The organism is Tritonibacter mobilis (assembly GCF_001681715.1).
In the GTDB taxonomy this organism is placed as follows: domain Bacteria; phylum Pseudomonadota; class Alphaproteobacteria; order Rhodobacterales; family Rhodobacteraceae; genus Epibacterium; species Epibacterium mobile.
This window is the reverse complement of the sequence record NZ_LNWY01000003.1, coordinates 1-22,435: the sequence shown is the minus strand read 5'-3', so window position 1 is coordinate 22,435 and position 22,435 is coordinate 1. Positions and strand designations below refer to the sequence as shown.

Genomic DNA, 22,435 nt, shown 5'->3' with positions numbered 1-22,435 from the left:
CACCTCACGTGCCGGCGTTATCGTCGTCGTCATGTACAGAGCCATCGCTGACCACGGAGCCTTCAAACGCCACCTGTGATGCAAAGCGGGGGCGGGTGAAGACGAGGTTATAGATCTCGCGTTTGCCAACCCCGATCGCCTCAAGCCTGAAGGCAGGCTCCACATCGTTCCACGTTTCCACCACGATGACCCGTTCCTGATCGGGCATGAGGGGCAATTTGTTGTTGAGTGCGGTCACATTGGCGTCGGTCCAGATCTCCATCTGATCGCCACGTTCCACCGACCAATCCACATAATGGCGATCATCGTCCGCATCCCAGCGGATCACCGAGACCCGCATCGACATATCAGAACCCGCCCGCGCCATCAGCTTGCCCAGCGTATAGATACTGTCGATGTAGTCATCGTTCAGCGCGGCTGTCTCTCGGGAAATCAGGTCCGATACGGTATAGGCGGCTTTGCTGTTGACGGTTTCCTGCCGGAACAGGTCAAACAGCGTGTAGGTCGCCGCAAAGACCCCAAGCAAAAGCGGCAGATACAGCGCGGCCTCAAGGGCGATATTGCCATCTTCTTTGCGGCGAAACTCTTGTAACTTATGTGTGATTTTTCTGAACATGGGTCACTGAGGCTCCTGAACAAACGCACTGGACGCATAGAGGTTCACGCGCCCGCCTTCGTCTTTCTGCAACGCGTCACCAAGACCCCAATTCGGGAAGAGCACATCGACACTGGCACAGGCGCGCAGGAACATCAGGTCGTTAGAGCCACCATTGGTGAAGTTGATCAACGGATCGGCTTCCTCGATGCTGTCGACGCAGTCGGCTTGTGGTGGGATGCCACCCCAGTTGAACGGGTCCAGACGCACCATCTCCAGCTTCAGCGACACATTGCATTCCGCCATTTTGATAAAACCCGAGCGGGCACAAATGGTGTCGCGGATATCGTCATGCTGCATATCGCCACCGGTGCCGAGCCGGATGTCTCGCACCGTCATATCCATGGCGCGATCCAGCATGATCTGGCGGTAGTTGATCATACCCAACTCAACCGCGGCAAACAGCATCATCAGCATCAGCGGGAAGAGGATTGCAAACTCGATGGTCGCATTGCCATCCTCGTTGCGGCGGAACTTTTGGACCAGTGCAGGTATAGAGGTTCGATAGATCATTCTGTCAGCCTCAGTTGGCGGATCGCAGAGGCGATCGATGCGAAGGCGTCTGAGATCTCCAGCCCGTCCACATCATAGTAGTGGGACGCGGAGCTCGCACATTGTTGCAGGACTTGCTGACCTCTCCAGGGGGCTTCGAAACCGATGGTGAAGACCACGATCCCCTTCTCTTTAGCGGCATCACAGACCGCCAATGTGCGGGAGTCTTTGGTGCTGTCGCCGACGTAGCTATAGAGGCGGTTGTACCAATACCAGCTGGCGTTGCTCATCCAATCGCCAAAGAGGTCTCTGTAGAGATATCGCAAAGAGGTCTCGGCAAAGAGGTCAGCGTAGCTGAGTTGCAGGGCTTCACCGGGTTCATCCACGGTCCTCGTCTTCCAAGAGCCGTCATAACATCTGCCGTAATACTCTCTGCCGTCGCAATACGTCTCTTGATAGGTGCCATTGCCATAGGGGTGATCTTCCCACTCTCCAGTTTGGTGCCAATAGTACTTATCGCTTCCGTACCGGTTGGGATCGTAGGTGGAATATACATTCTCTTCAGGGTTGTACCAAACTGGCGTCAAACCCTCGCGGTAGTCGTTCTTGATGTAATATTGCGCGGTGTTTTGACCATCGGTCATCATTACGATGACCTTCAGCGTTTCGGTGTCCTGATAGGATACCGGGCGATTGGCGTAGCGGGCTTCAATCGACTGGTTCGGGTTGGCGTCATTCGCAAGCGTGGCGATAATCGGCTGCACGGAGGGGTCCAGCAGCGCGGTTCCCCATTTCATGCCCAGATCGATGGATGTGTTCTCGGAATGCTCAAAGGCATCGATATAGTTTTGCAGCTGTGCCACGTTGTCTGACATCAACAGCGCCGTGCGCTCTGGATTATCCGCGTCAGAGGCACAGGTCGGCTGACGCACATGCTCATCGTCGTCGCGGTAGTCATAGTAGTTCCAGACGCTGAAGTGCATCGTGCGTTCATATTCGCGCGACAGATTGAGGCCCGTCGTGCTGAAATCGGAGCCATCGAAGTTGATGCAATTCGAATAGCTGTGCTCATCGCTGACACGCATCTCATCAAGAAAGGCCGCAGGCATCGACACTTGGGTCGAATAGGGTACGATCGAGATCGACATTTTGCCGTCTTCGGTGTTGTCGTCCATGGTCTGGACGAACTCCTTGGCGGCGCGTTTCAGGTTCACCAGACGATTGTTGCTGCGCATGGAACCCGAGACGTCGAGCACCAGAGAGATCTCCACATTGCCGATGCTCTCCACCGCGGTCGAGGACGCCAGCAGCGGCAGTGTAATCGGCTCCAGCTCATAGGTGTCTGGATTGCGCATGTAGTCTTCGTAGAAGATGCTGTTCATCCACCCGGCGGTGAATTCGGTGTCCACGCTTGCCTTGACGCGCTTGGCGGTGGGCGAGACCTCGGGCACAACCACGGTTGTATATTCACCCAGACCCGATTTCGACATGTAGTCGATCACCACCGCTTCCGGGTCCAGCGGCTGGTCGAGGTCGGCCGCCGCCAGCACCGCACGGTCCAGCGTATATTGCAGATTGGTCCGGTCGCGCTCCATGCGCACAAGGTCCATCCCCAGACCGCCTAACGCGAACATCAAGACGAGGATCATGATCATCGGCTTGGCGAGAACACCACTTTCGTCACTGCGAAACGCGCGCAATTCGTCAACAAAGCCCAGGCGCGGCTGCGGTCCGGTCAAGGCAGATGAAGTCCAGAAGCTTACCTTCATAGTTCATTCTTTCCTTCGGTCAGCGGGCGCGGGGCGCACAACAGGCAGGCGCAGGCACGCGGACATGAAAATACTCTTTATTATTCGTTGACGAAGGTGGCTGAACTGGGGCGAAATCCCGCCTAAATTGGCGTTTCTAGTGAAAGTTTGAGCTTAATCCGCTGGGTGTCTGAGGGGTTGTTTGCAACATAGAAACAATCCCGCCGTGGCCCGCCTGAGCGTGAGCAGGGCCATTAACGATTCGTTTTCGAAAAAGTTCACAAACTGCCAAAAATTTGTGCAAAATCGGGGAATACCGGTCGCAGTTGGTAACGTTCTCTGCATAGATGGGGCGCATAGTAACTGCTTGAGTCGTTTCAGAAGGACGGGGATCATCCCATGAGCAATCTCAAAGAACCCAGCTTCCGCGAAAGTGTGGATCTCATGTTCAACCGCGCGGTGGCGCTGATGGACCTGCCGCCTGGACTTGAGGAGAAGATCCGCGTTTGTAACGCCACCTACACGGTGCGTTTCGGCGTGCGCCTGCGCGGTCAAATGCATACGTTCACCGGTTATCGCTCGGTCCACTCCGAACATATGGAACCCGTGAAGGGCGGTATCCGCTATGCCATGGGTGTGAACCAGGACGAAGTGGAGGCGCTGGCGGCGCTGATGACCTACAAATGCGCGCTGGTCGAGGCACCCTTTGGTGGCTCCAAGGGCGGTCTGCGCATCGACCCGCGCCAATATGAAGAACACGAACTGGAACTGATCACCCGCCGCTTTGCCTATGAGTTGGCCAAGCGCGACCTGATCAACCCGTCGCAGAACGTGCCCGCCCCCGACATGGGCACTGGCGAGCGTGAGATGGCGTGGATTGCGGACCAATACGCCCGCATGAACACCACCGACATCAACTCCCGCGCCTGTGTCACCGGCAAGCCGCTCAACGCAGGCGGCATCGCTGGCCGGGTCGAAGCCACCGGTCGCGGCGTGCAATATGCGCTGCAGGAATTCTTCCGCTACGAGGAAGACAAGGCCAAAGCCGGTCTCTCCGGCACGCTGGATGGCAAACGCGTCATTGTGCAGGGTCTCGGCAACGTGGGCTATCACGCGGCCAAATTCCTCTCTGAGGAAGACGGCTGTAAAATCGTCGGCGTGATTGAGCGCGATGGCGGGCTGTTTGACGAAAACGGCTTTGACATCGAGGATCTGCGCGCGTGGATTGAAAAGCACGACGGCGTCGATGGCTACCCCACCGGGCGCTACATCAAGGACGGTGCCAAATACCTCGAAGAAGAATGCGACATCCTGATCCCGGCGGCGCTTGAGGGGGTGATCAACCTCTCCAACGCCGAAAACGTGAAGGCCAAGCTGATCATCGAGGCGGCAAACGGTCCTGTGACCGCAGGCGCGGATGAGATCCTGCGCAAAAAAGGCACGGTGATCATTCCTGACATGTATGCCAACGCCGGTGGTGTGACGGTCTCTTACTTTGAGTGGGTCAAGAACCTGTCGCACATCCGGTTTGGCCGCATGCAGCGCCGTCAGGAAGAGGCGCGCCACCAGCTTGTGGTCGACCAGCTTGAAATGCTCTCGGAGAGCATGGGCAAAGCCTGGACGCTCGATCCCAAGTTCAAGGAGAAATACCTCCGCGGCGCGGGCGAACTGGAGCTGGTGCGTTCGGGTCTCGATGACACCATGCGCATTGCCTATCAGTCCATGCGCGAAGTCTGGCACGAGCGTGACGATGTCTCTGACCTGCGCACCGCTGCCTATCTGGTCTCCATCGGCAAAGTGGCCGCAAGCTATCGCGCCAAGGGCCTCTGAGGCGAACCCTATCGCAATCAATGGAAACGGCGGGTGTCATCCCGCCGTTTTTGTTTTGAAGCAGATGGGGGAAGGCGATGCTGCTTCTCGACCACTTGACCGTCATCGCGCCCTCACTGGCAGAGGGCTGCGTGACAGTCAGGACTTCAAGGTATCATTGATTTGAATGCATTTAGGAGGCTTGAAGTGAAATTACTGAAAACAGCATTTGAGAGTATATTTGGGCGCAAAGACAAATCTAACAGCGCATCTGAGACAGAAGTGGGCAAGCCCTCAAGCGGTTTTGTGCCGGACCCAGATTCTGAAGAGCCCTCCGCTGCACGAGCGTGGCTGAAAGAGGTCTCAGAGCGAGATTTTGTATGGAAAGATCTGGGCGTTCTTGCCGTGCCAAGTCAGGAACTATTTGTGTCCGATCCTGCGTGCGGTTCTGATTACCACATGCGCCATACGGCAAGTGTTGAAGCTGTCGAATTGCATATTTGGGTTCTTGAATCTGGTTTGGACCACAAAGGGTTTCATGATCACACCAATGGACTCGTATGGCTCGAAGCGAATGGAAACAGGCCTTTCACACGTGGAACTGAATTGGGTTTCAGTGTGGACTCGGCGAGTCTGGGCATCGGCAATATTGAAGCGGGCCAAGCTTTTACGCGTTTGACGGATTATGAACTGGACGCAGGAAGAGGCGATAGCTTTGATTGGATAAGCCCCTTCTTGCAGGAAAAACCACACTTTGCCCGTTGGCTGGAGATCCCCCCGGACAGGCACCGTATCTTTGTCGCAAGCACGAGTAACGATGGTGGCTTTGCGGCTGTATGGTTGCATGACGCCAATGACCTTTTATCAGGTGTTTTGATCGATATTGCAGGCCGCGCGAGTGACAGGCTGTTTTTAGACAAGCTTTTGCCAGACAGAAGCTGAGTACTCAGTCTCAGAACTTCATAAAAGACCCTTTAGCGGTTAAACCTGTTTCGGAACTGCGTTCAATCTCGACGCCCCTTCCCAGCGTGTGGGAGCGGGATAGATTCTATACTGCAGTCCTCTGTGCCCAAACCGAACCTAGCCCGAGTGGCGACTGTTCCGAGCCGCAGTCAGCCTTCGGTGGCCGCCGATAACTTTTCAGTCTTTTTCGGTTAGACGCGCGAAAATGATCGGAGGCCTCGCATTTCTGGCTGAAGAAGCACTGGACATAACTGCCCAGTTCGTGCCCATCTGCGGCAATCGGCTGCTGCTTTGTCGCGTACGGACTAGGACTCATGGTTCAAACCCGCTAGCACTTGGCACAGAGGGTGCGTTGTGTATTCCTGCAGCGCAACGTCGAGACACCGTTTGGGGAGTGGGCCATGGGGTTTTCGGGAAAATTTTCCGGCTGGCGCGTATTAAAAGAAGGGCTAACCGGCAATAAGGGCTGGACCGCCCATTGGCGCGACCCGGAGCCGAAGCGCGAATATGATGTGGTTATCGTGGGCGGTGGTGGCCACGGGCTGGCCACGGCCTACTACCTCGCCAAGGAACATGGCCTCCGGAATATTGCGGTGCTTGAAAAAGGCTACATCGGCGGCGGCAATGTCGGGCGCAACACCACCATTGTGCGCGCCAATTACTACCTGCCCGGCAACTCGGAGTTTTATTCCCATTCCCTGAAGCTCTGGGAGGGGATGGAGCAGGATCTCAATTATAACGCCATGATGTCCCAGCGCGGCATCCTGAATGTGTTTCACAACGATGGCCAGCGCGACGCCGCCGTGCGCCGCGCCAATTCCATCATCAATCAGGGCGACGATGCAGAGATCCTCTATCGTGACCAGCTGAAGAAACTGGTGCCGTTCCTGAACTATGACAACAACCGCTTTCCCATCATGGGCGCATTGCTGCAGCGCCGAGCGGGGACGGCACGCCATGACGCGGTGGCCTGGGGCTTTGCGCGCGGTGCGGATCAATATGGCGTCGATCTGATCCAGAACTGCGAAGTCACCGGCATTGATGTCGAAGGGGGCAAGGTGACCGGTGTGCAGACCGCGCGCGGCCCGATCAAAGCCAAGAAAGTGGCGCTGGCGGCGGCGGGGCGCTCGGGGCAGGTGGCGGCGATGGCCGGGCTGACCTTGCCCATCGAGAGCCACGTGTTGCAGGCCTTTGTCTCTGAAGGGCTGAAGCCGGTGATCGATCACGTCATCACCTTTGCCGCCGGGCATCTTTATATCAGCCAGTCCGATAAGGGCGGGTTGGTGTTTGGCGGCAATCTGGATTTCTACAGCTCTTATGCGGCGCGCGGCAATCTGCCAACGCAGGAACATGTTATGGAGGCGATCACCGCCATGGTGCCCGCGGTGACCAAGGCGCGGCTGCTGCGCAGCTGGGGCGGCATCATGGATATGACGCCGGATGGCTCGCCCATTATTGATACGACACCGATTGACGGTCTCTATCTCAATGCGGGCTGGTGCTACGGGGGCTTTAAGGCGACGCCCGCCTCGGGGGATTGTTTTGCGCATCTGATCGCCACCGGTCGCCCGCATGAGGCGGCCACCCGGTTCAAGCTGGACCGGTTCCGCAGCGGCTATGGTCTGATGGATGAGGAGGGCACCGGTGCGCAACATAATCTGCACTAAGCGCCTGTCGCGCAGCTGGGGAGCCTCCGGCGGGGATATTTTTAAGAAGATGAAGGGGCGGTTGTCATGAGGATCACCTGTCCGCTGTGCGGCGCGCGCGATCATCGCGAGTTCACCTATAAGGGCGCGGCCTTGCCGGTGCCTGCCTTGGACTCTGGAGTGGCGGAATGGGACGCGCATGTGCATCTGCGTGAAAACCCCGCCGGGCCGCATGAGGAGCTTTGGCAGCACGCGATGGGCTGCGGGGCGTGGTTGAAGGTCCGTCGCAACACCGTATCTCATGAGATTTTGGCTGTTGAGCTTGCGCAGGACGCGGGCCTTGTGATCAAGGAGGACAGGTCATGAGGATCGCGGGCAAGGGGCTGGTCTCGCACAATCGGACCGTCAATTTTTCGTTTAATGGCAAGGATTACATGGGGCTGGAAGGCGACACGCTGGCCTCGGCTCTCTTGGCCAATGATGTGCATCTGGTGGGGCGGTCGTTTAAATATCACCGTCCGCGTGGCATCCTGACCGCAGGTTCTGAAGAGCCGAACGCGCTGGTCAGCACCGGCAAGGGTGCTGCGCGAGATCCAAACATCCGCGCCACCCAGCAGGAGTTGTTTGAGGGGCTGGCGGCACAGAGCCAGAACTGCTGGCCCTCGGTCGAGCGCGATGTGATGGCGGTGAATGACCTGGCCGCGCCCTTTCTTGGGGCGGGGTTTTATTACAAGACCTTCATGTGGCCCGCGCCCCTGTGGGAGAAGCTTTATGAGCCGATCATCCGGCGCGCGGCGGGGCTTGGGGCCTTGTCCGGGGCGGCCAACAAGGACCCTTACGAGAAGGCCTTTGCCTTTTGTGACCTGCTGGTGATCGGGTCTGGCCCGGCCGGGCTGATGGCCGCACTGACGGCGGGGCGTGCGGGGGCGGATGTGATCCTCGCTGAGGACGACAGCCGCATGGGCGGGCGTCTTCTGGCCGAGGTTGAGGAGGTCGACGGCAAGCCTGTGCATGTCTGGGTAGCAGAGGCTCTGGCGGAGCTGGAGGCCATGGACAACGTGCGCCTGATGCCGCGCACCGCGGTCACCGGCGTCTACGATCACGGCACCTATTCGGCGCTGGAGCGGGTCTCGCACCACCTGCCGCCGAGCCAGTCCCTGAAGACCGCGCATCGCCCGCGCGAGTGTTTCTGGCGCATCGCCGCCAAAGCCTCGGTGCTGGCGGCGGGGGCCATTGAGCGCCCCATCGCCTTTCGCAACAACGACCGCCCCGGCATCATGATGGCGGGGGCGGTGCGGGCCTATCTCAATCGCTGGGGGGTGGCCCCGGGCGAGCGGATCACCGTATTTGCCAACAACGATGACGCCCATCGCACCGCGCGGGATCTGGTGGCGGAGGGCGTGCATGTCACCGCCGTGATCGACAGCCGTCATGACGCGCCAGATAGTGGCGAATTCCCCGTCATCAAGGGCGCGATGATTTGTGACAGCGCCGGGCGGCACCGGCTGGAGAGCGTCACCATCCGCAGCGTCAATGGCGAGGAAAAGCTGCAAACCGATTGTCTGGCCGTTTCTGGCGGCTGGAACCCCTCGGTGCATCTGACCTGCCACATGGGCGCGCGCCCGGAGTGGAACCGGGAGCTGGCGGCGTTCCTGCCAAAACCGGATGCGGTGCCGGGCATGGTGGTCGCAGGGGCCGCCAATGGGGTGTTTTCCACCTATGGTGCCTTGCAGGACGGCGCACAGGCGGCGATCACCGCATTGGCCGGCATCGGCACATCGGTTGACGCTGTGCCCTTGCCAGAGGCCAGCGATGCGCCCTACCGGATCAGCCCCTTGTGGGCGGTGCCGGGCAAGGGGCGGGCGTGGCTGGATTTCCAGAACGACGTCACCGTCAAGGATGTGGCGCAGGCGGCGCGGGAGAACTTCCGCTCGGTCGAGCATATGAAGCGCTACACCACCCAAGGCATGGCCACCGATCAGGGCAAGAACTCCAACGTGGCCGCATTGGCGGTGCTGGCCGATGCCACCGGGCGCAGCATTGCGGAAACCGGTGTCACCACCTTCCGCCCGCCTTTTGTGCCCACGTCCATTGCCGCGATGGGGGCAGGGGCCGAGGATCAGGGATTTATGCCGCAGCGCTATCTGACCTCGCATAAGGCATCGCTGCAGCGTGGTGCGGCCAATATCGAGGTCGGCCTGTGGTATCGCGCCAGCTATTTCGCCAAGGACGGCGAGAGCACTTGGCGGCAATCCTGTGATCGCGAGGTCACCATGGTGCGCAATGCGGTGGGCGTCTGCGATGTCTCGACGCTGGGCAAGATCGACATTCAGGGACCGGATGCGGCAAAGCTGCTGGATCTGGTCTATACCAATCTGTTTTCCACGCTGAAGCTGGGGCGCGTGCGCTATGGTCTGATGCTGCGCGAAGACGGCTTTGTCATGGATGATGGCACCACCGCGCGGCTGGGGGAAAACCACTATGTGATGACCACCACCACCGCGGCGGCGGGGCAGGTGATGGCGCATCTGGAATATCTGACGCAGGTGGTGCGCCCGGATTTTGATGTGCGGTTCACGTCCGTCACCGATCAATGGGCGCAGTTCTCGGTGGCCGGTCCCAAGGCGCGCGATCTGATCGACGCGCTGGTGGATGAGGACGTCAACAGTGAGACCTTCCCCTTCATGGCCTGCGGGGCGATCACCGTGTCGGGCGTGGCCGGGCGGCTGTTCCGGATCTCGTTTTCGGGCGAGCACGCCTATGAGATCGCGGTGCCCGCGCGCTACGGCGAGGCGCTCTATCGCCTGCTGCTGGAGCGGGCGGATCCCCTCGGCGGTGGTCCTTACGGGATGGAGGCGCTGAATGTGCTTCGGATCGAGAAGGGCTTTATCACCCATTCTGAGATCAACGGCACCGTCACCGCTTTTGACCTTGGCATGCAGGGGCTGGTCTCGAAAAAGAAATCCTGCTGGGGCAAGGCTTTGTCGGAACGGGACGGGCTGATGGATGACGACCGGATGCGGCTTGTGGGCCTCAAACCCGTGGGCGCGATGCAGGCGCTGAGCGCCGGGGCACATCTGTTTGACCCGGACGCCACGGTGGAGCGGGTCAATGACCTTGGCTATGTGACCTCGGTGGGGTTCTCGCCGACGCTGGGACATATGATCGGGTTGGCGATGCTGTCGGGCGGGCCGGACCGGATGGGCGATACCATCCGGCTGGTGGATCACACGCGGGGCATCGACACCCTGTGCGAAGTGGTGAACCCTGTGTTCTTTGACCCCGAGGGAGGGCGCGTTCGTGGCTGAGACTGAGATGCAACTTGCCGCAAAATCCCCCTGCGCGGGGCTGCTGCCGCTGACCATTGGTGATGTGACCCTCACAGAAGACACACCCGCCGCCATGACCCTGATCGCGCCCTACAAGGGGCAGGAAAAACCGCTGAGCGATGCGTTGAACGCCGCACACGGCATGGGGTTTCCCGCGCCCAACCGCGCCACCGGCAATGCGGAGGCCCGCGCGATCTGGTTTGGCCGGGCGCAGGCGCTGCTGGTCGGCCCCGTGGCCGATCCCAAACTGGCGGCGCATGCCGCGCTCACCGACCTTAGCGATGGCTGGGCGGTGGTGCGGCTGGAGGGCGCGCACGCCGAGGAGGTGATGGCCCGTCTGGTGCCCATTGATCTGCGGCCTCAGGTGTTCAAACGCGGCCACACCGCACGCACGGAGTTGCAACACATGATGGCGTCGATCACACGGATCGGGCCAAAAGCCTTGCAAATCATGGTGTTCCGATCATTTGCAGACACGCTTGTTCACGATCTGAAAAGAGCCATGGAAGCCGTGGCGGCACGGGGCTAGATTAACGGGGATCACGAAACTGATTCCGGAGCTGATCCATGATCCGCAACATCTTCGCAGCCGCACTTGTGGCCGCGCCCCTCTTCGCCAACCCCGCAGTTGCTGCCGCAGACCTCGGCAAGGAGGAAAGCTGCAAATATCAGGGGCAGGTGATGGCCGCCGTGCAAGCCGCGCGTCTGGACCGGGTGCCCGAGGGCAAGGTCGAAGAGACCATCCGCGCCAGCAACCCTGAGTGGCCGGAGAATTTCTCCAATGCGATCCCGCAGCTCACCCAGCATGTCTATCAGATGAAGCGCCGCGATCTGAAAAACGTCGACCTTGGCGATGTGTTCGAGACCCAATGCGTGCAAAACTGGGATCAGATCCAGGAAATGAAGAAAAACCTCTCTGGAAACTGATCTGAACCTGCGTTTGAGCGGCCCCCGGAGAGGGCCGCTCCCTTGCACACAACTGGACCCTTTGTGAATGTCGCTGCCGCCCGGATTCCTTGATGAATTGCGCACCCGTGTGAGCCTGTCTGACGTGGTCGGGCGCAAGGTCATGTGGGATCAGCGCAAAAGCCAGCCGGGCAAGGGCGACATGTGGTCTCCGTGCCCCTTTCACCATGAAAAAACCGCATCTTTTCATGTGGATGACCGCAAGGGGTTTTATTACTGCTTTGGCTGTCACGCCAAGGGCGATGCGCTGAAATTCGTGCAGGAGACGGAGAATGTCTCCTTCATGGAGGCGGTGGAGATCCTCGCGGGCGAAGCGGGCCTTGAGATGCCCAAGCGCGACCCCAAGGCGGCCGAGAAACAGGACCGTCGCACGCAGTTGGCCGAGGTGATGGAACAGGCGGTGCACTACTTCCGCCTGCAACTCAAAACCCAAGCCGCGAGCGAGGCGCGCGCCTATCTGGCGCGGCGGGGGCTCGATCCGGCGGCGCTGGACCGCTGGGAGATCGGCTTTGCCCCCGATGGCTGGCAAAACCTCTGGGATGCGCTCAAGGGCAAGGATGTCGCCGACGATCTGATTCTTGGTGCGGGGCTGGCCAAACCCTCGAACAAGGGCGGCAAACCCTATGATGTGTTTCGCAACCGGATCATGTTCCCGATCCGCGATGCGCGGGGCCGCGCCATTGCATTCGGGGGCCGCGCCATGGACCCCAATGACAATGCCAAATACCTGAACTCGCCGGAAACCGAGCTGTTTGACAAGGGGCGCAACCTTTACAACCACGGGCCTGCGCGGGCGGCCTCGGGGCGGGGCAGCACGCTGATCGTGGCCGAAGGCTATATGGATGTGATCGCGCTGTCTGAGGCCGGGTTTGCCTCTGCCGTGGCGCCTCTGGGCACGGCGGTGACGGATAATCAGCTGCATTTGCTGTGGCGGATGTCGGACGAGCCGGTGATTGCGCTGGATGGGGACACCGCCGGTCTGCGCGCGGCGATGCGGCTGATCGACATGGCGCTGCCCTTGCTGGAGGCTGGCAAGAGCCTGCGGTTTGCCATCATGCCCGAGGGCAAGGACCCGGACGACCTGATCCGCGCTGAGGGGCCAGAGGCGGTGCAGACGGTGCTGGATCAGGCGATCCCGATGGTGCAGTTGCTGTGGCGGCGCGAGACCGAAGGGCGCGTCTTTGACAGCCCCGAACGCAAGGCGGCATTGGACAAATCCTTGCGCGAAAAGATCAAACTGATCCGCGATCCCTCCATCAGGCTGCACTACGCCGAAGACATCAAGGAGCTGCGCTTTCAGCTCTTTCGTGGTCAGCGTGGCGGCGGCGGGCAGGGGGGCACCGGCTATGGCCAGCGGTATGGCGGTTACAAATCGGGCTCCCGCGTTCAGGGCGGGTTTCGCGATGGCAGCCGTACGCCATGGGGCGCACCACCGCCCCCGCGCAGCACCACGCGGGCGTCGATGGTGGCCTCCTCTGAGGAACAGGATTTTGCCCGTGTGCGCGAGGCGGTGATCCTCGCCACCGCAATCACCACGCCAACGGTGATCCCGGAGTTTGAGATCAATCTGGAGCGCATGCAGTGTCAGGACATGGATCACGCCCACCTGCGCGATCTGGTTTTGCGCTATGGAATCGATGCACCAGAGCGACTGCGCGATGAAATTGCCTATGCTCTTGGGCCGGATGCCCTTGAAAACCTCCTGTCGCTGCGCCATGTGGCTATTAGCCCCTGCGTGCGAAAACCCGGCGACCTAGACATGGCCAGCCTGACTCTGGCCGAGGAATTCGCAAAACTCGAGAGCATCGCGGGGCTCAATGCCGAACTGGCGGAAGCCGAGGAGGATCTGGACGGTCTGGCGGATGAGGCCCTGACCTGGCGTTTGCGTCAGGCGGCAGAGGCCCGCAACCGGGCTGTGCGCAGTGAAAATGAGGATAAGGCAACTTATGATGTGGGTGAAAACGGGGCGCGGCTCAATCGGGATGAGCGCGATGCCTTCGGGGACCTGCTCAAGCGAATCGGTTTCAACAGCAAGTGACGAATCAGCCGCGAATCGCACTGCCAACTGTGGCCGCGACGCCGCGATGTGACGTTTTGCTAAAGAAGCCTACAGAAAAATTGGGTAAACGGGGTGACGAATCACGAGAGCGCTCTAAAGATTCGCTCCACCCGAATCGCCCGCAGCCCCTTAGAGGAGCATTGAATGGCCGCCAAAGATACTGACGACCGCAAGCCTGACGATCAGGACGCCGAAATCTCGCTCGACATGAGCCAGGCGCAAGTCAAGAAGATGATCGCCGAAGCCCGTGAGAAGGGCTACATCACTTACGATCAGCTCAATCAGGTTTTGCCGCCGGATCAGGTCTCCTCCGAACAGATCGAGGACGTCATGTCCATGCTGTCGGAAATGGGCATCAACATCATTGAAGATGAAGACGCCGAGGAAGAAGAGAACAAAGGCACCACGGAACTGGTGACGACGGAATCCAACCGCGAGGTTGCCGTCGCCGGAACCGGGACCGAGAAGCTGGATCGTACGGACGATCCGGTGCGCATGTACCTGCGCGAGATGGGCAGCGTGGAGCTTTTGTCGCGCGAGGGCGAGATTGCCATCGCCAAGCGCATCGAGGCCGGTCGCAACACCATGATCCTCGGGCTCTGCGAAAGCCCGCTGACCTTCCAGGCGATCACCATCTGGCACGACGAACTCCTCTCCGAGGATATTCTGCTGCGCGACGTCATTGATCTGGAGGCCACCTTTGGCAACCAGATGGATGAAGAGGGCGATGTGGCAGAGCCGGTGGTGGACCCTTCGGCGGTGTCCGGTGCGGCCAAGCCTGAAAAGGACTCCGGCCCTGAGCTTGACGCCGACGGCAACCCGATCCTCAACAACGACGACGATGACGACGACGATGAGGATCAGGCCAACATGTCCCTTGCGGCCATGGAAGCGGCGCTGAAGGATCGTGTACTGGAGACGCTGGAGCGCATCTCCAACGACTTTGTGACGCTGTCGGAAATGCAGGATCTGCGGATCTCCGCGACCCTTAACGAGGACGGCTCGTTCTCCAAGGACGATGAGGCCAAGTACCAGCAGCTGCGGTCTGAGATCGTGGAACTGGTGAACGGTCTGCACTTGCACAACAACCGCATCGAGGCGCTGATCGACCAGCTTTATGGCATCAACCGCCGCGTCATGCAGATCGACAGTGCCATGGTGAAGCTGGCGGATCAGGCCCGCATCAACCGCAAGGAATTTGTCGAAGCGTACCGTGGTCGTGAACTCGATCCGAACTGGCTGGCGGAAATGGGTGAAAAGCCCGGTCGCGGCTGGCAGATGTTCATCGAACGCTCCACCGACAAGGTTGAAGAGCTGCGCTCAGATATGGCGCAGGTCGGTCAGTACGTCGGTCTGGACATCTCGGAATTCCGCCGCATCGTGCAGCAGGTGCAAAAAGGTGAAAAAGAGGCCCGTCAGGCCAAGAAGGAAATGGTCGAGGCCAACCTGCGCCTCGTGATCTCCATCGCCAAGAAATACACCAACCGCGGTCTGCAGTTCCTCGATCTCATTCAGGAAGGTAACATCGGCCTGATGAAGGCGGTGGACAAGTTCGAATACCGTCGCGGCTATAAGTTCTCGACCTATGCGACGTGGTGGATTCGTCAGGCGATCACCCGCTCCATTGCCGATCAGGCGCGCACCATCCGTATTCCGGTGCATATGATCGAGACCATCAACAAGCTGGTCCGCACCGGTCGTCAGATGCTGCATGAAATCGGCCGCGAGCCGACGCCGGAAGAACTGGCCGAAAAGCTGCAAATGCCGCTCGAGAAGGTCCGCAAGGTGATGAAAATCGCCAAGGAGCCGATCTCTCTCGAGACTCCCATCGGGGACGAGGAAGACAGCCAGCTGGGCGATTTCATCGAGGACAAGAATGCCGTGCTGCCCTTGGACAGCGCCATTCAGGAAAACCTCAAGGAAACCACCACACGGGTTCTGGCCTCGCTCACCCCACGCGAGGAACGGGTTCTGCGGATGCGTTTTGGCATCGGCATGAACACCGACCACACGCTCGAAGAGGTTGGCCAGCAGTTCAGCGTGACCCGCGAACGGATCCGTCAGATCGAGGCCAAGGCGCTCAGGAAGCTGAAGCATCCAAGCCGCAGCCGCAAACTGCGCAGCTTCCTCGATCAGTAAGACCCATGATGATAAAAGCGCCCCCGCAAGGGGGCGTTTTTTATAGGGCTACCTATAGTTGCAATGCATATTATGCGCGTCGTGTGGGGTTTCATTCATCGCAGCGTAATGCCGGACTTATATAGGCGGGCTGGTTTAGGCCGGGCCCTCTGTTTTGTTCCTTTTGGACAGTTGAAATGATCTCGGCCCTGATGTTTCATCTCTGTGTAATTTAGATGCGCGCACTGATGTGCTGCGTGTGATTTAATATAAGACGTCTCAACACAGGTATTTAAAACCATGAAAGCCGTGACCAAATGCGCCGCGATCCTTGCGACCCTCTTTGCAACCCCGGCGCTGTCCTGCCCTGATGGGTCTATTACGCTGGTGTCCTGTACGCTCAAAGAGGGCGCGAAATACCTTGAGACCTGTTTGATGGGCGATCACGCGACCTATGCCTTTGGCACTGCAGAGCGACGCCCGGATCTGGCGCTTGCGCGCCATGTGGATGAGGTGGAGATGACCCCATGGCCCGGTGTCGGGCGCGAAATCTGGGAGGATTTCACCTTTCATAATGGCGAGACCTCTTACCGCGTCCACTACAGTATCGACCGCTTCTCCGAACCGGGGGATGGGCTCAGCGGGGGCGTTACGGTTCTAAAAGGGCAGGAGCCTCTGGCGCAGCTTGAGTGTGATCCGGGCAGCGTCGACGCAGGCTATCCGTTGCCATTGTGGGATGCCAAAGAGGCCGGATCGTTAAGCCGGTAACGCGTGTTGGTCTGAGAGGCGCGGTTGAACTGCATCCCAGCCGGGGCAGCCCAATTGGCCCGTGGCCAGTGTTGGGCATACATATTATTAACCAATTTCGGCAAATTCGTTAACCATTACCACTGTCAGAATATTGATTAAAGAAATCGATAATTTATTCCTACCCCGTGCGCTTGTGATACATTCAAGCCATACACCGGGGGGTGAACATGAGTGGAACCAACGAAATGCAAAGCGCATTGGGTGCGCTTGACGAAAAGCTCGATGCTTTGGACACGATGACAGAGGTTAATTCCTTTCTGGTGTCGGCCCTGCGCGAGCACGAACAGGAGCTCATTCGCATGAGCCCGCAAGAGACCCGCGAAATGCTGCGCCAAAAAGCGCGCGCCTATTATCGCGTGGATGGCGGCGAGCGGCCCAATCCAAAGGCGCTCGATCTCTTGGAGAAAACACTGGGCAACGGCCACACGGCGGAAATCATCCAGTTCCCGGGGCGTCGCTAAACCCATTCCAGCCGGAGAGTGTGCAAGGGCGGCCGTAAGGTCGGGTGTGCGGGCAGGCGATGGCTTGTCCCCGACACGGGGCTACACTACATTCTGGGCAACCCTCCAGAAGGATGCCTTCAATGCCCACACGTTCTCGCTCTGCCACACGCGCCCTGACGCTCTCAACGCTTGCGGCGACAGCTGCTCTGGCAGGCTGTGTCGATCTGCAAAGCACTGGACCACAAGCGGATTATTTCTCGTCCCGCGCGCTTGCCCGCATTTACGCGCTCGATGACGGAAGCTTCGAGGTGGTGCCGGAAATCGGTGCGCAAGGGGCGGCCTACTGGTGCGCGGCCTCTGAATATGCCCGTCGCCGCCTTGGCGCGGACTGGTCGCAGGACATCTATGTCGCCAAAGGGCGCGCCCCCAGCACCGTGAGCGGGCGCATCGACAGTGTCACCTTTACCCTGTCACACGTGCCCAGTGCCGAAGGAAAGCGTCCGTTTATCAATACCTTTGGCTTTAAGCCCGGCGATAATTTCAGCGTCTCCAGCGGCGACAGCTTTTGCCGCGATCTCGAGCCGCTGTTCTTCTTCTGACGCGTTGCCCGCCGTGCAGCAGCGCGAATTCATCCAGCCGACACGCGGGCAGGGTCTTTATGAGATCACCCGCGAGATCCGCGCCTTTGTGGCAGGTTGCGCGCACCCGCAGGGGCTGCTGACACTCTTTGTGCGCCACACCTCCTGCTCTTTGCTGATACAAGAGAACGCCGACCCCGATGTGCAAAGCGATCTCAGCGCCTTTTTTGCGCGCCTCGTGCCGCCGACCACGCATCCCGACATGGCCTACCTGCGTCACACCTATGAGGGCCCGGATGATATGCCCGCCCATATCAAGGCGGCGATGATGCCGGTGAGCCTGTCGATCCCTGTCTCGGGCGGCGAAATGGTGCTGGGCACCTGGCAGGGGATCTACCTCTTTGAACACCGCGACGCCCCGCATCAGCGCCGTATCTTTGCGCATCTCACCGGATAAAGCGATAAGCTAGGCGCGAAACCAACCAAGGTCTTGGGGTTGAATTTCCCCTCTACCCAAATCCTAGCAGCTCCCCTATAGTTGTGGATAAATGCGCAAGCCTGCGCACTAGAACGATCTGTCTCGAGGGGAGGAGCCCGAGGATGCGGTGCCCATTTTGCGGAAATGTCGATACGCAAGTTAAGGACTCGCGTCCGGCGGAGGATCACGTCTCGATCCGCCGACGCCGCTTCTGCCCGGCCTGTGGCGGCCGTTTCACCACCTATGAGCGGGTGCAGCTGCGCGACCTCGTGGTGATCAAAACCAACGGCAAACGCGAGGATTTCGACCGCGACAAGCTGGAACGTTCCATTCGCATCTCAATGCAGAAACGCCCGGTCGACCCGGAGCGTATCGATCAGATGATTTCCGGCATCGTGCGCCGACTGGAGAGCATGGGCGAGACGGATATCGCCTCCAAGAAGATCGGCGAGATTGTGATGGAGGCTCTGGCCCGCATCGACACTGTCGCCTATGTTCGCTTTGCAAGCGTCTACAAGAATTTCCAGGCGGCGGATGATTTTGAGGACTTCGTGCACGAGCTGCGCCCCCCGGCGCCGCCCGAGACGTAAATCCCGGCCCTGCTGCCTGCGCATAGCCCGGCGAAAGGTCTGATTCAGTGAGCAAAAGCGACCATCGGTTTATGGGGCTTGCCCTGTCGCTCGGGCGGCGGGGGCAGGGGCGTACATGGCCAAACCCGGCTGTGGGCTGCGTCATCGTAAAACAGGGTCGCGTGGTGGGGCGGGGCTGGACCCAACCCGGTGGCCGCCCTCATGCCGAACCTATGGCGCTTGCGCAGGCCGGTGCAGCAGCTCGCGGTGCCACCGCATATGTGAGCCTTGAACCCTGCTCGCACCACGGCAAGACACCCCCCTGCGCGCAGGCGCTGATTGATGCAGGTATCGCCCGCGTGGTCGCCGCGATCGAAGACAGCGACCCCCGCGTCAGCGGACAAGGCTTTGAAATGCTGCGCGCCGCGGGCATCAAAGTCACCACCGGGATCCGCACGGAGGAAGCAGGTTTTGACCACGAGGGGTTCTTTCTCAGAACCGAACAGGGCCGCCCTTTTGTGACGCTGAAACTCGCCTCCAGTTTTGACGGGCGCATCGCCACAGGCTCCGGTCAGAGCCAGTGGATCACCGGCCCCGAGGCCCGCCGCATGGTCCATGCGATGCGCGCGCGCCATGACGCGGTCATGGTCGGCGCAGGCACCGCGCGCGCCGATGACCCCTCACTCACCGTGCGCGATCTTGGCATTGATCACCAGCCCGCCCGCGTGGTGGTCTCTCGCCATCTTGACCTGCCTTTGATGAGCCAACTGGCCCGCAGCGCCAAGGACATCCCGCTTTATCTATGCCACGGAACGGGTGCTGATACCGAACGCCTGCGCGCATGGGAGGGGCTGGGTGCGCAGCTTCTGTCCTGCAATGCTCTGGGCACCCAGCTTGATCCGCATGACGTACTGGACCAATTGGGCAGCGCCGGGTTGACACGGGTGTTCTGCGAGGGCGGTGGCGCACTTGCCGCCACCCTTTTGGCGCATGATCTGGTGGATGAGCTGATCGGCTTTAGTGCCGGGCTGGCCATTGGGGCCGAAGGCCTGCCGTCCATTGGCGCGCTTGGCATCGGCCACCTCAAAGAGGCCCCACGCTTTGAGCTGATCGAAACTCGCCCCGTCGGCGCCGACATCCTGCACCGCTGGCGCCGACCGCAAAGTTGAGACCACAACACCCCTCTTCATCTTCTTAAAAATATCCCGGAGCGCGAGGCAGCGCCTCGCATCCTCGCTCAGCGCCAAAGTGGTGCAAATGAGGCAAACAAACCCTGCAGTTTCGACAGGCTGCGGTTCATCGGACCGGGCGATGGCAGATCGCCTGCAATCAGCCGATCCACCGCCACTTCTGGCGAACAGGGTAGGTTTGAAACCGGGTCGAAATAGCGCGGATAATCAATCAATGCCGCATGGGCCAGCCCCAAAATACCGGGGCGTGCATCGCGCCAATGGGGCGCTTCCAGCCGATCCCGCGTTAGCCCCCAGCCTGCATAAAACGGCAGCCCCACGCAGGTCACCGGTACCCGGCGCAGCAGTGCTTCAAATCCCAGAAGCGAGGTCATGGTCCAGACCTCATCGACGCTGTCAATCAGCGCCGCCGGGTTGGCGTGTTCGGCCACCACATCGGCCCAGGTCTCGGCGGATTTAATGCGCCCCTTGCGCAGGCCGGCCTCCACATCGGGATGCGGTTTATAGATCACCACCGCATTGGGGCGTGCTGCGCGCACCGCCTGCAACAGCTTCATATTACTGTTGATCTTGCCCGCGCCCATCTCGATTGAGGCGTCATCCTCGACCTGACCGGGCACCAGCACCCGGTGGCCTTTGGGCAGATCCGGCAGCGTGCCGTCGAGGTTATACTTCGTAACCTCATGCTTGATCAGCCGCATCACCAGCGCCTCAATTCGGCGTTCCTGCTGCGGTGTCAGCGCCACCCGCTCGCGGATCAGATCGTCCAGATCGCTGTGGCGGGTGGGGTCGTAGTAGATGCCCTGACGGTCCAGCACCAGCGACAAGGGCGGCACCAGTTCCGCCCCCAGCCCGCGCGAGCGCAGAAAGCCATCCTCCAGGTGATGCGCCCCGGCGTGGTCCTTGGTGGCCTTGCTGGCCCAGACCATCCAGTTCTTGCCGCTCTTCTTGGCGGTCTTGGTCTTTTCCGTAAAGGTCATGCGCTTGTGCTGACCAAAGAACCGCTGCAAGGGCGCGCGTTTCCACAGGCGGATTTCCGATGCGGCCCAGCCCGCGCGGTCCTCGCGCCACGCCCGCACCTGAGCCTCCAGCGAGTCGATCACCTGTTCGAGCTGGCACAGCCGGTCGTGATGGGGGTCATACCATGTGGGATAGAGTATCATCGCCGCCGCAAAAAGCTGCGCGCGGGTCAGGCGACGGTGGCGGCCGGGTGGGGGAAACTCGTCCTGCGTCAGCCCCCAGCCTGCATAAAACGGCTGGCCAAAGATGCGCGGTTTGTGACCGGCCAGAATGGCCTCGAACCCCAGTTGTGACGACACCGTATAGACGCCGACCGCGCCTTCCAGCAGCAAATGCGGCGAGACCGGCGCGTCAAACAGCTCCACCCGGTCATTGGTATCGCGCGCGTCGAAATAACCCGCGCGGTGGCCCTTGGTGGTTTCGGGGTGAGTTTTAATAAGAACGCGCGCGCCGGGGTTTTCCTCCTGCGCAAAGGCGAGCATTTCCTGAAACCGCCCCTGATCGGCACCGGGAAAGGGGATGGACGCCTTAACAGAGGCATCCTCGCGCAACTGATCCACCACCAGCACATAGCCGGGCTCCGGCGGTGGCACATCAGGGTGGAAGGCGTTGTATTTGCTCAGATGTGCGTCCTGCAAACGCGCCATCGCATCGCGCGCCCGTTTCATCAGGGCGCTGTCATCTAGGGGATGGTCTTTCAGCAGCGTGACCAGATCGCTCGACAGGGAGGGGTCAAAATGCACGCCGGTGCGGTCGATCAGCAGGCCCAGCGGCGGCTCTCCGCTGCGACCCGGATGCACCGAGCGCAAGAATGCATCCTCAATCCGCACCAAGGGCGCGCCATGCTCCTCGGCGATTTTCTTGCCGCGATGGGCGGTGGGGCTGTCGCCCCAGATGCCGACCAGATCGCCCTCCTTGGGTAGGCCAAGACGGATGTCATACCCGGCTAGATCAAGGATACGGCGCACGCGGGATTGGGTCAGAAAGCCGCCGTTATACACAAACAACCGGGAGCGCTGGCTCCCGGTTTTTGTCTCGTTCGGATGCGGCAAAGGCCCTTGCATCATCTGCGCTTAGCTGCCGCCGAACAGGGTCTCGACACTTGCGGCCGTGGACAGCGGGCTGGTCAGAAGCGACAGCGTTTTGGTCCACTGGGCATAGGGTGCTTCGGTCACATAGATGGTGTCACCGTCGCGGATCACGAAGTCCCGGGCGATGAACAGACCGTTGGGCTGAGTGAGGTTCAGCACGTAGATCATGCGCTGTGCGCCGACCAGATCGTCCCGGCCCAGCACCTGATTGGAGATCTCCTCCGGTTCATTGCGGAACACAAAGACGCCGGTCGGATCAGACGCGGTGGCAATCAGGCCACCGACCTGCGCGATGGCCTCCAGCGCGGAGAGGTTCTGGCTCTCGAAAGGCACGCGGGCCTGCGCGGCGGTGGCCCCCAATGCGGTGAACGAACGGGTGTCGCCCTCAACGAGGATCTTGTCGCCGTTGCGCAGCGGAATATCGAGCTGGGGATGATCGTAGAGATCCTCGAACCAGATCGTGCCGGTCTT

The 22,435-nt window shown here is 60.2% G+C and carries 19 protein-coding genes and 1 pseudogene; 15 read left to right on the top strand and 5 right to left on the bottom strand.

The genetic code is table 11. The features are described 5' to 3' along the window. Positions 1 to 4: 4 nt before the first annotated feature. From UB90_RS01635 to UB90_RS01625, 3 genes are read right to left on the bottom strand one after another with little or no spacing between them, the layout of a single operon-like run. Positions 5 to 616 carry a TadE/TadG family type IV pilus assembly protein gene (locus UB90_RS01635; protein ID WP_009176941.1) on the bottom strand — a complete coding sequence of 204 codons (612 nt, stop codon included), beginning with the start codon at positions 614 to 616 and terminating at the stop codon, positions 5 to 7. Positions 617 to 619: 3 nt separating this feature from the next. After that, complete coding sequence (locus UB90_RS01630) at positions 620 to 1,168, bottom strand: TadE/TadG family type IV pilus assembly protein (RefSeq protein WP_065326472.1); 549 nt, start codon at positions 1,166 to 1,168, stop codon at positions 620 to 622. Further along, positions 1,165 to 2,916: a pilus assembly protein TadG-related protein gene (locus tag UB90_RS01625; RefSeq protein ID WP_065326473.1), complete on the bottom strand. Its 1,752-nt coding sequence runs from the start codon at positions 2,914 to 2,916 to the stop codon at positions 1,165 to 1,167. Before UB90_RS01625 ends, UB90_RS01630 begins: the two co-directional genes overlap by 4 nt. Before the next feature lie 378 nt (positions 2,917 to 3,294). On the opposite strand from UB90_RS01625, the gene UB90_RS01620 reads away from it, so the two are divergent. From UB90_RS01620 to ribD, 15 genes are all read left to right on the top strand, one after another. Continuing rightward, positions 3,295 to 4,725 carry a Glu/Leu/Phe/Val family dehydrogenase gene (locus tag UB90_RS01620; RefSeq protein WP_005634390.1) on the top strand — a complete coding sequence of 477 codons (1,431 nt, stop codon included), beginning with the start codon at positions 3,295 to 3,297 and terminating at the stop codon, positions 4,723 to 4,725. Between the two features lie 186 nt (positions 4,726 to 4,911). Next, positions 4,912 to 5,646: a hypothetical protein gene (locus UB90_RS01615; RefSeq protein ID WP_065326474.1), complete on the top strand. Its 735-nt coding sequence runs from the start codon at positions 4,912 to 4,914 to the stop codon at positions 5,644 to 5,646. A gap of 422 nt (positions 5,647 to 6,068) precedes the next feature. Beyond that, a complete protein-coding gene (locus tag UB90_RS01610; protein ID WP_065326475.1) occupies positions 6,069 to 7,334 on the top strand; it encodes a sarcosine oxidase subunit beta family protein in 1,266 nt (421 codons plus the stop codon). Between the two features lie 66 nt (positions 7,335 to 7,400). Next, positions 7,401 to 7,679 carry a sarcosine oxidase subunit delta gene (locus UB90_RS01605; RefSeq protein WP_065326476.1) on the top strand — a complete coding sequence of 93 codons (279 nt, stop codon included), beginning with the start codon at positions 7,401 to 7,403 and terminating at the stop codon, positions 7,677 to 7,679. Next, positions 7,676 to 10,621: a sarcosine oxidase subunit alpha family protein gene (locus UB90_RS01600; protein WP_065326477.1), complete on the top strand. Its 2,946-nt coding sequence runs from the start codon at positions 7,676 to 7,678 to the stop codon at positions 10,619 to 10,621. Before UB90_RS01605 ends, UB90_RS01600 begins: the two co-directional genes overlap by 4 nt. Further along, positions 10,614 to 11,171: a sarcosine oxidase subunit gamma gene (locus UB90_RS01595; protein WP_406707414.1), complete on the top strand. Its 558-nt coding sequence runs from the start codon at positions 10,614 to 10,616 to the stop codon at positions 11,169 to 11,171. The genes UB90_RS01600 and UB90_RS01595 overlap by 8 nt, the downstream gene beginning before the upstream one ends. 38 nt (positions 11,172 to 11,209) lie before the next feature. Then, positions 11,210 to 11,569, top strand: a complete 360-nt coding sequence (locus UB90_RS01590) for a hypothetical protein (protein WP_065326479.1) — start codon at positions 11,210 to 11,212, stop codon at positions 11,567 to 11,569. Between the two features lie 67 nt (positions 11,570 to 11,636). Further along, positions 11,637 to 13,646: a DNA primase gene (gene dnaG / locus UB90_RS01585; RefSeq protein ID WP_065326480.1), complete on the top strand. Its 2,010-nt coding sequence runs from the start codon at positions 11,637 to 11,639 to the stop codon at positions 13,644 to 13,646. Between the two features lie 165 nt (positions 13,647 to 13,811). Next, positions 13,812 to 15,806 (top strand): RNA polymerase sigma factor RpoD, encoded by a 1,995-nt coding sequence (rpoD, locus tag UB90_RS01580; RefSeq protein ID WP_065326481.1) that lies wholly within the window; start codon positions 13,812 to 13,814, stop codon positions 15,804 to 15,806. A 279-nt stretch (positions 15,807 to 16,085) separates the two neighbouring features. Then, on the top strand, positions 16,086 to 16,553 hold the full coding sequence (locus UB90_RS01575; RefSeq protein ID WP_065326482.1) for a hypothetical protein: 468 nt from the start codon (positions 16,086 to 16,088) through the stop codon (positions 16,551 to 16,553). A gap of 209 nt (positions 16,554 to 16,762) precedes the next feature. Then, positions 16,763 to 17,056: a hypothetical protein gene (locus UB90_RS01570; protein WP_065326483.1), complete on the top strand. Its 294-nt coding sequence runs from the start codon at positions 16,763 to 16,765 to the stop codon at positions 17,054 to 17,056. 122 nt (positions 17,057 to 17,178) lie between these two features. Beyond that, positions 17,179 to 17,637 carry a hypothetical protein gene (locus tag UB90_RS01565; protein WP_065322791.1) on the top strand — a complete coding sequence of 153 codons (459 nt, stop codon included), beginning with the start codon at positions 17,179 to 17,181 and terminating at the stop codon, positions 17,635 to 17,637. Between the two features lie 4 nt (positions 17,638 to 17,641). Beyond that, positions 17,642 to 18,073 (top strand): secondary thiamine-phosphate synthase enzyme YjbQ, encoded by a 432-nt coding sequence (locus UB90_RS01560; protein WP_065326484.1) that lies wholly within the window; start codon positions 17,642 to 17,644, stop codon positions 18,071 to 18,073. 143 nt (positions 18,074 to 18,216) lie between these two features. Beyond that, a complete protein-coding gene (nrdR, locus tag UB90_RS01555) occupies positions 18,217 to 18,684 on the top strand; it encodes a transcriptional regulator NrdR (protein ID WP_005627306.1) in 468 nt (155 codons plus the stop codon). Between the two features lie 47 nt (positions 18,685 to 18,731). Beyond that, complete coding sequence (ribD, locus tag UB90_RS01550; RefSeq protein ID WP_074712558.1) at positions 18,732 to 19,832, top strand: bifunctional diaminohydroxyphosphoribosylaminopyrimidine deaminase/5-amino-6-(5-phosphoribosylamino)uracil reductase RibD; 1,101 nt, start codon at positions 18,732 to 18,734, stop codon at positions 19,830 to 19,832. A gap of 68 nt (positions 19,833 to 19,900) precedes the next feature. On the opposite strand, the gene UB90_RS01545 is transcribed toward ribD, so the two are convergent. Both UB90_RS01545 and UB90_RS01540 read right to left on the bottom strand, forming a co-directional pair. Continuing rightward, positions 19,901 to 21,940 (bottom strand): capsular polysaccharide biosynthesis protein, encoded by a 2,040-nt coding sequence (locus UB90_RS01545; RefSeq protein WP_065326486.1) that lies wholly within the window; start codon positions 21,938 to 21,940, stop codon positions 19,901 to 19,903. 6 nt (positions 21,941 to 21,946) lie between these two features. Beyond that, a pseudogene (locus UB90_RS01540) lies at positions 21,947 to 22,435 on the bottom strand (polysaccharide biosynthesis/export family protein); the annotation flags it as partial.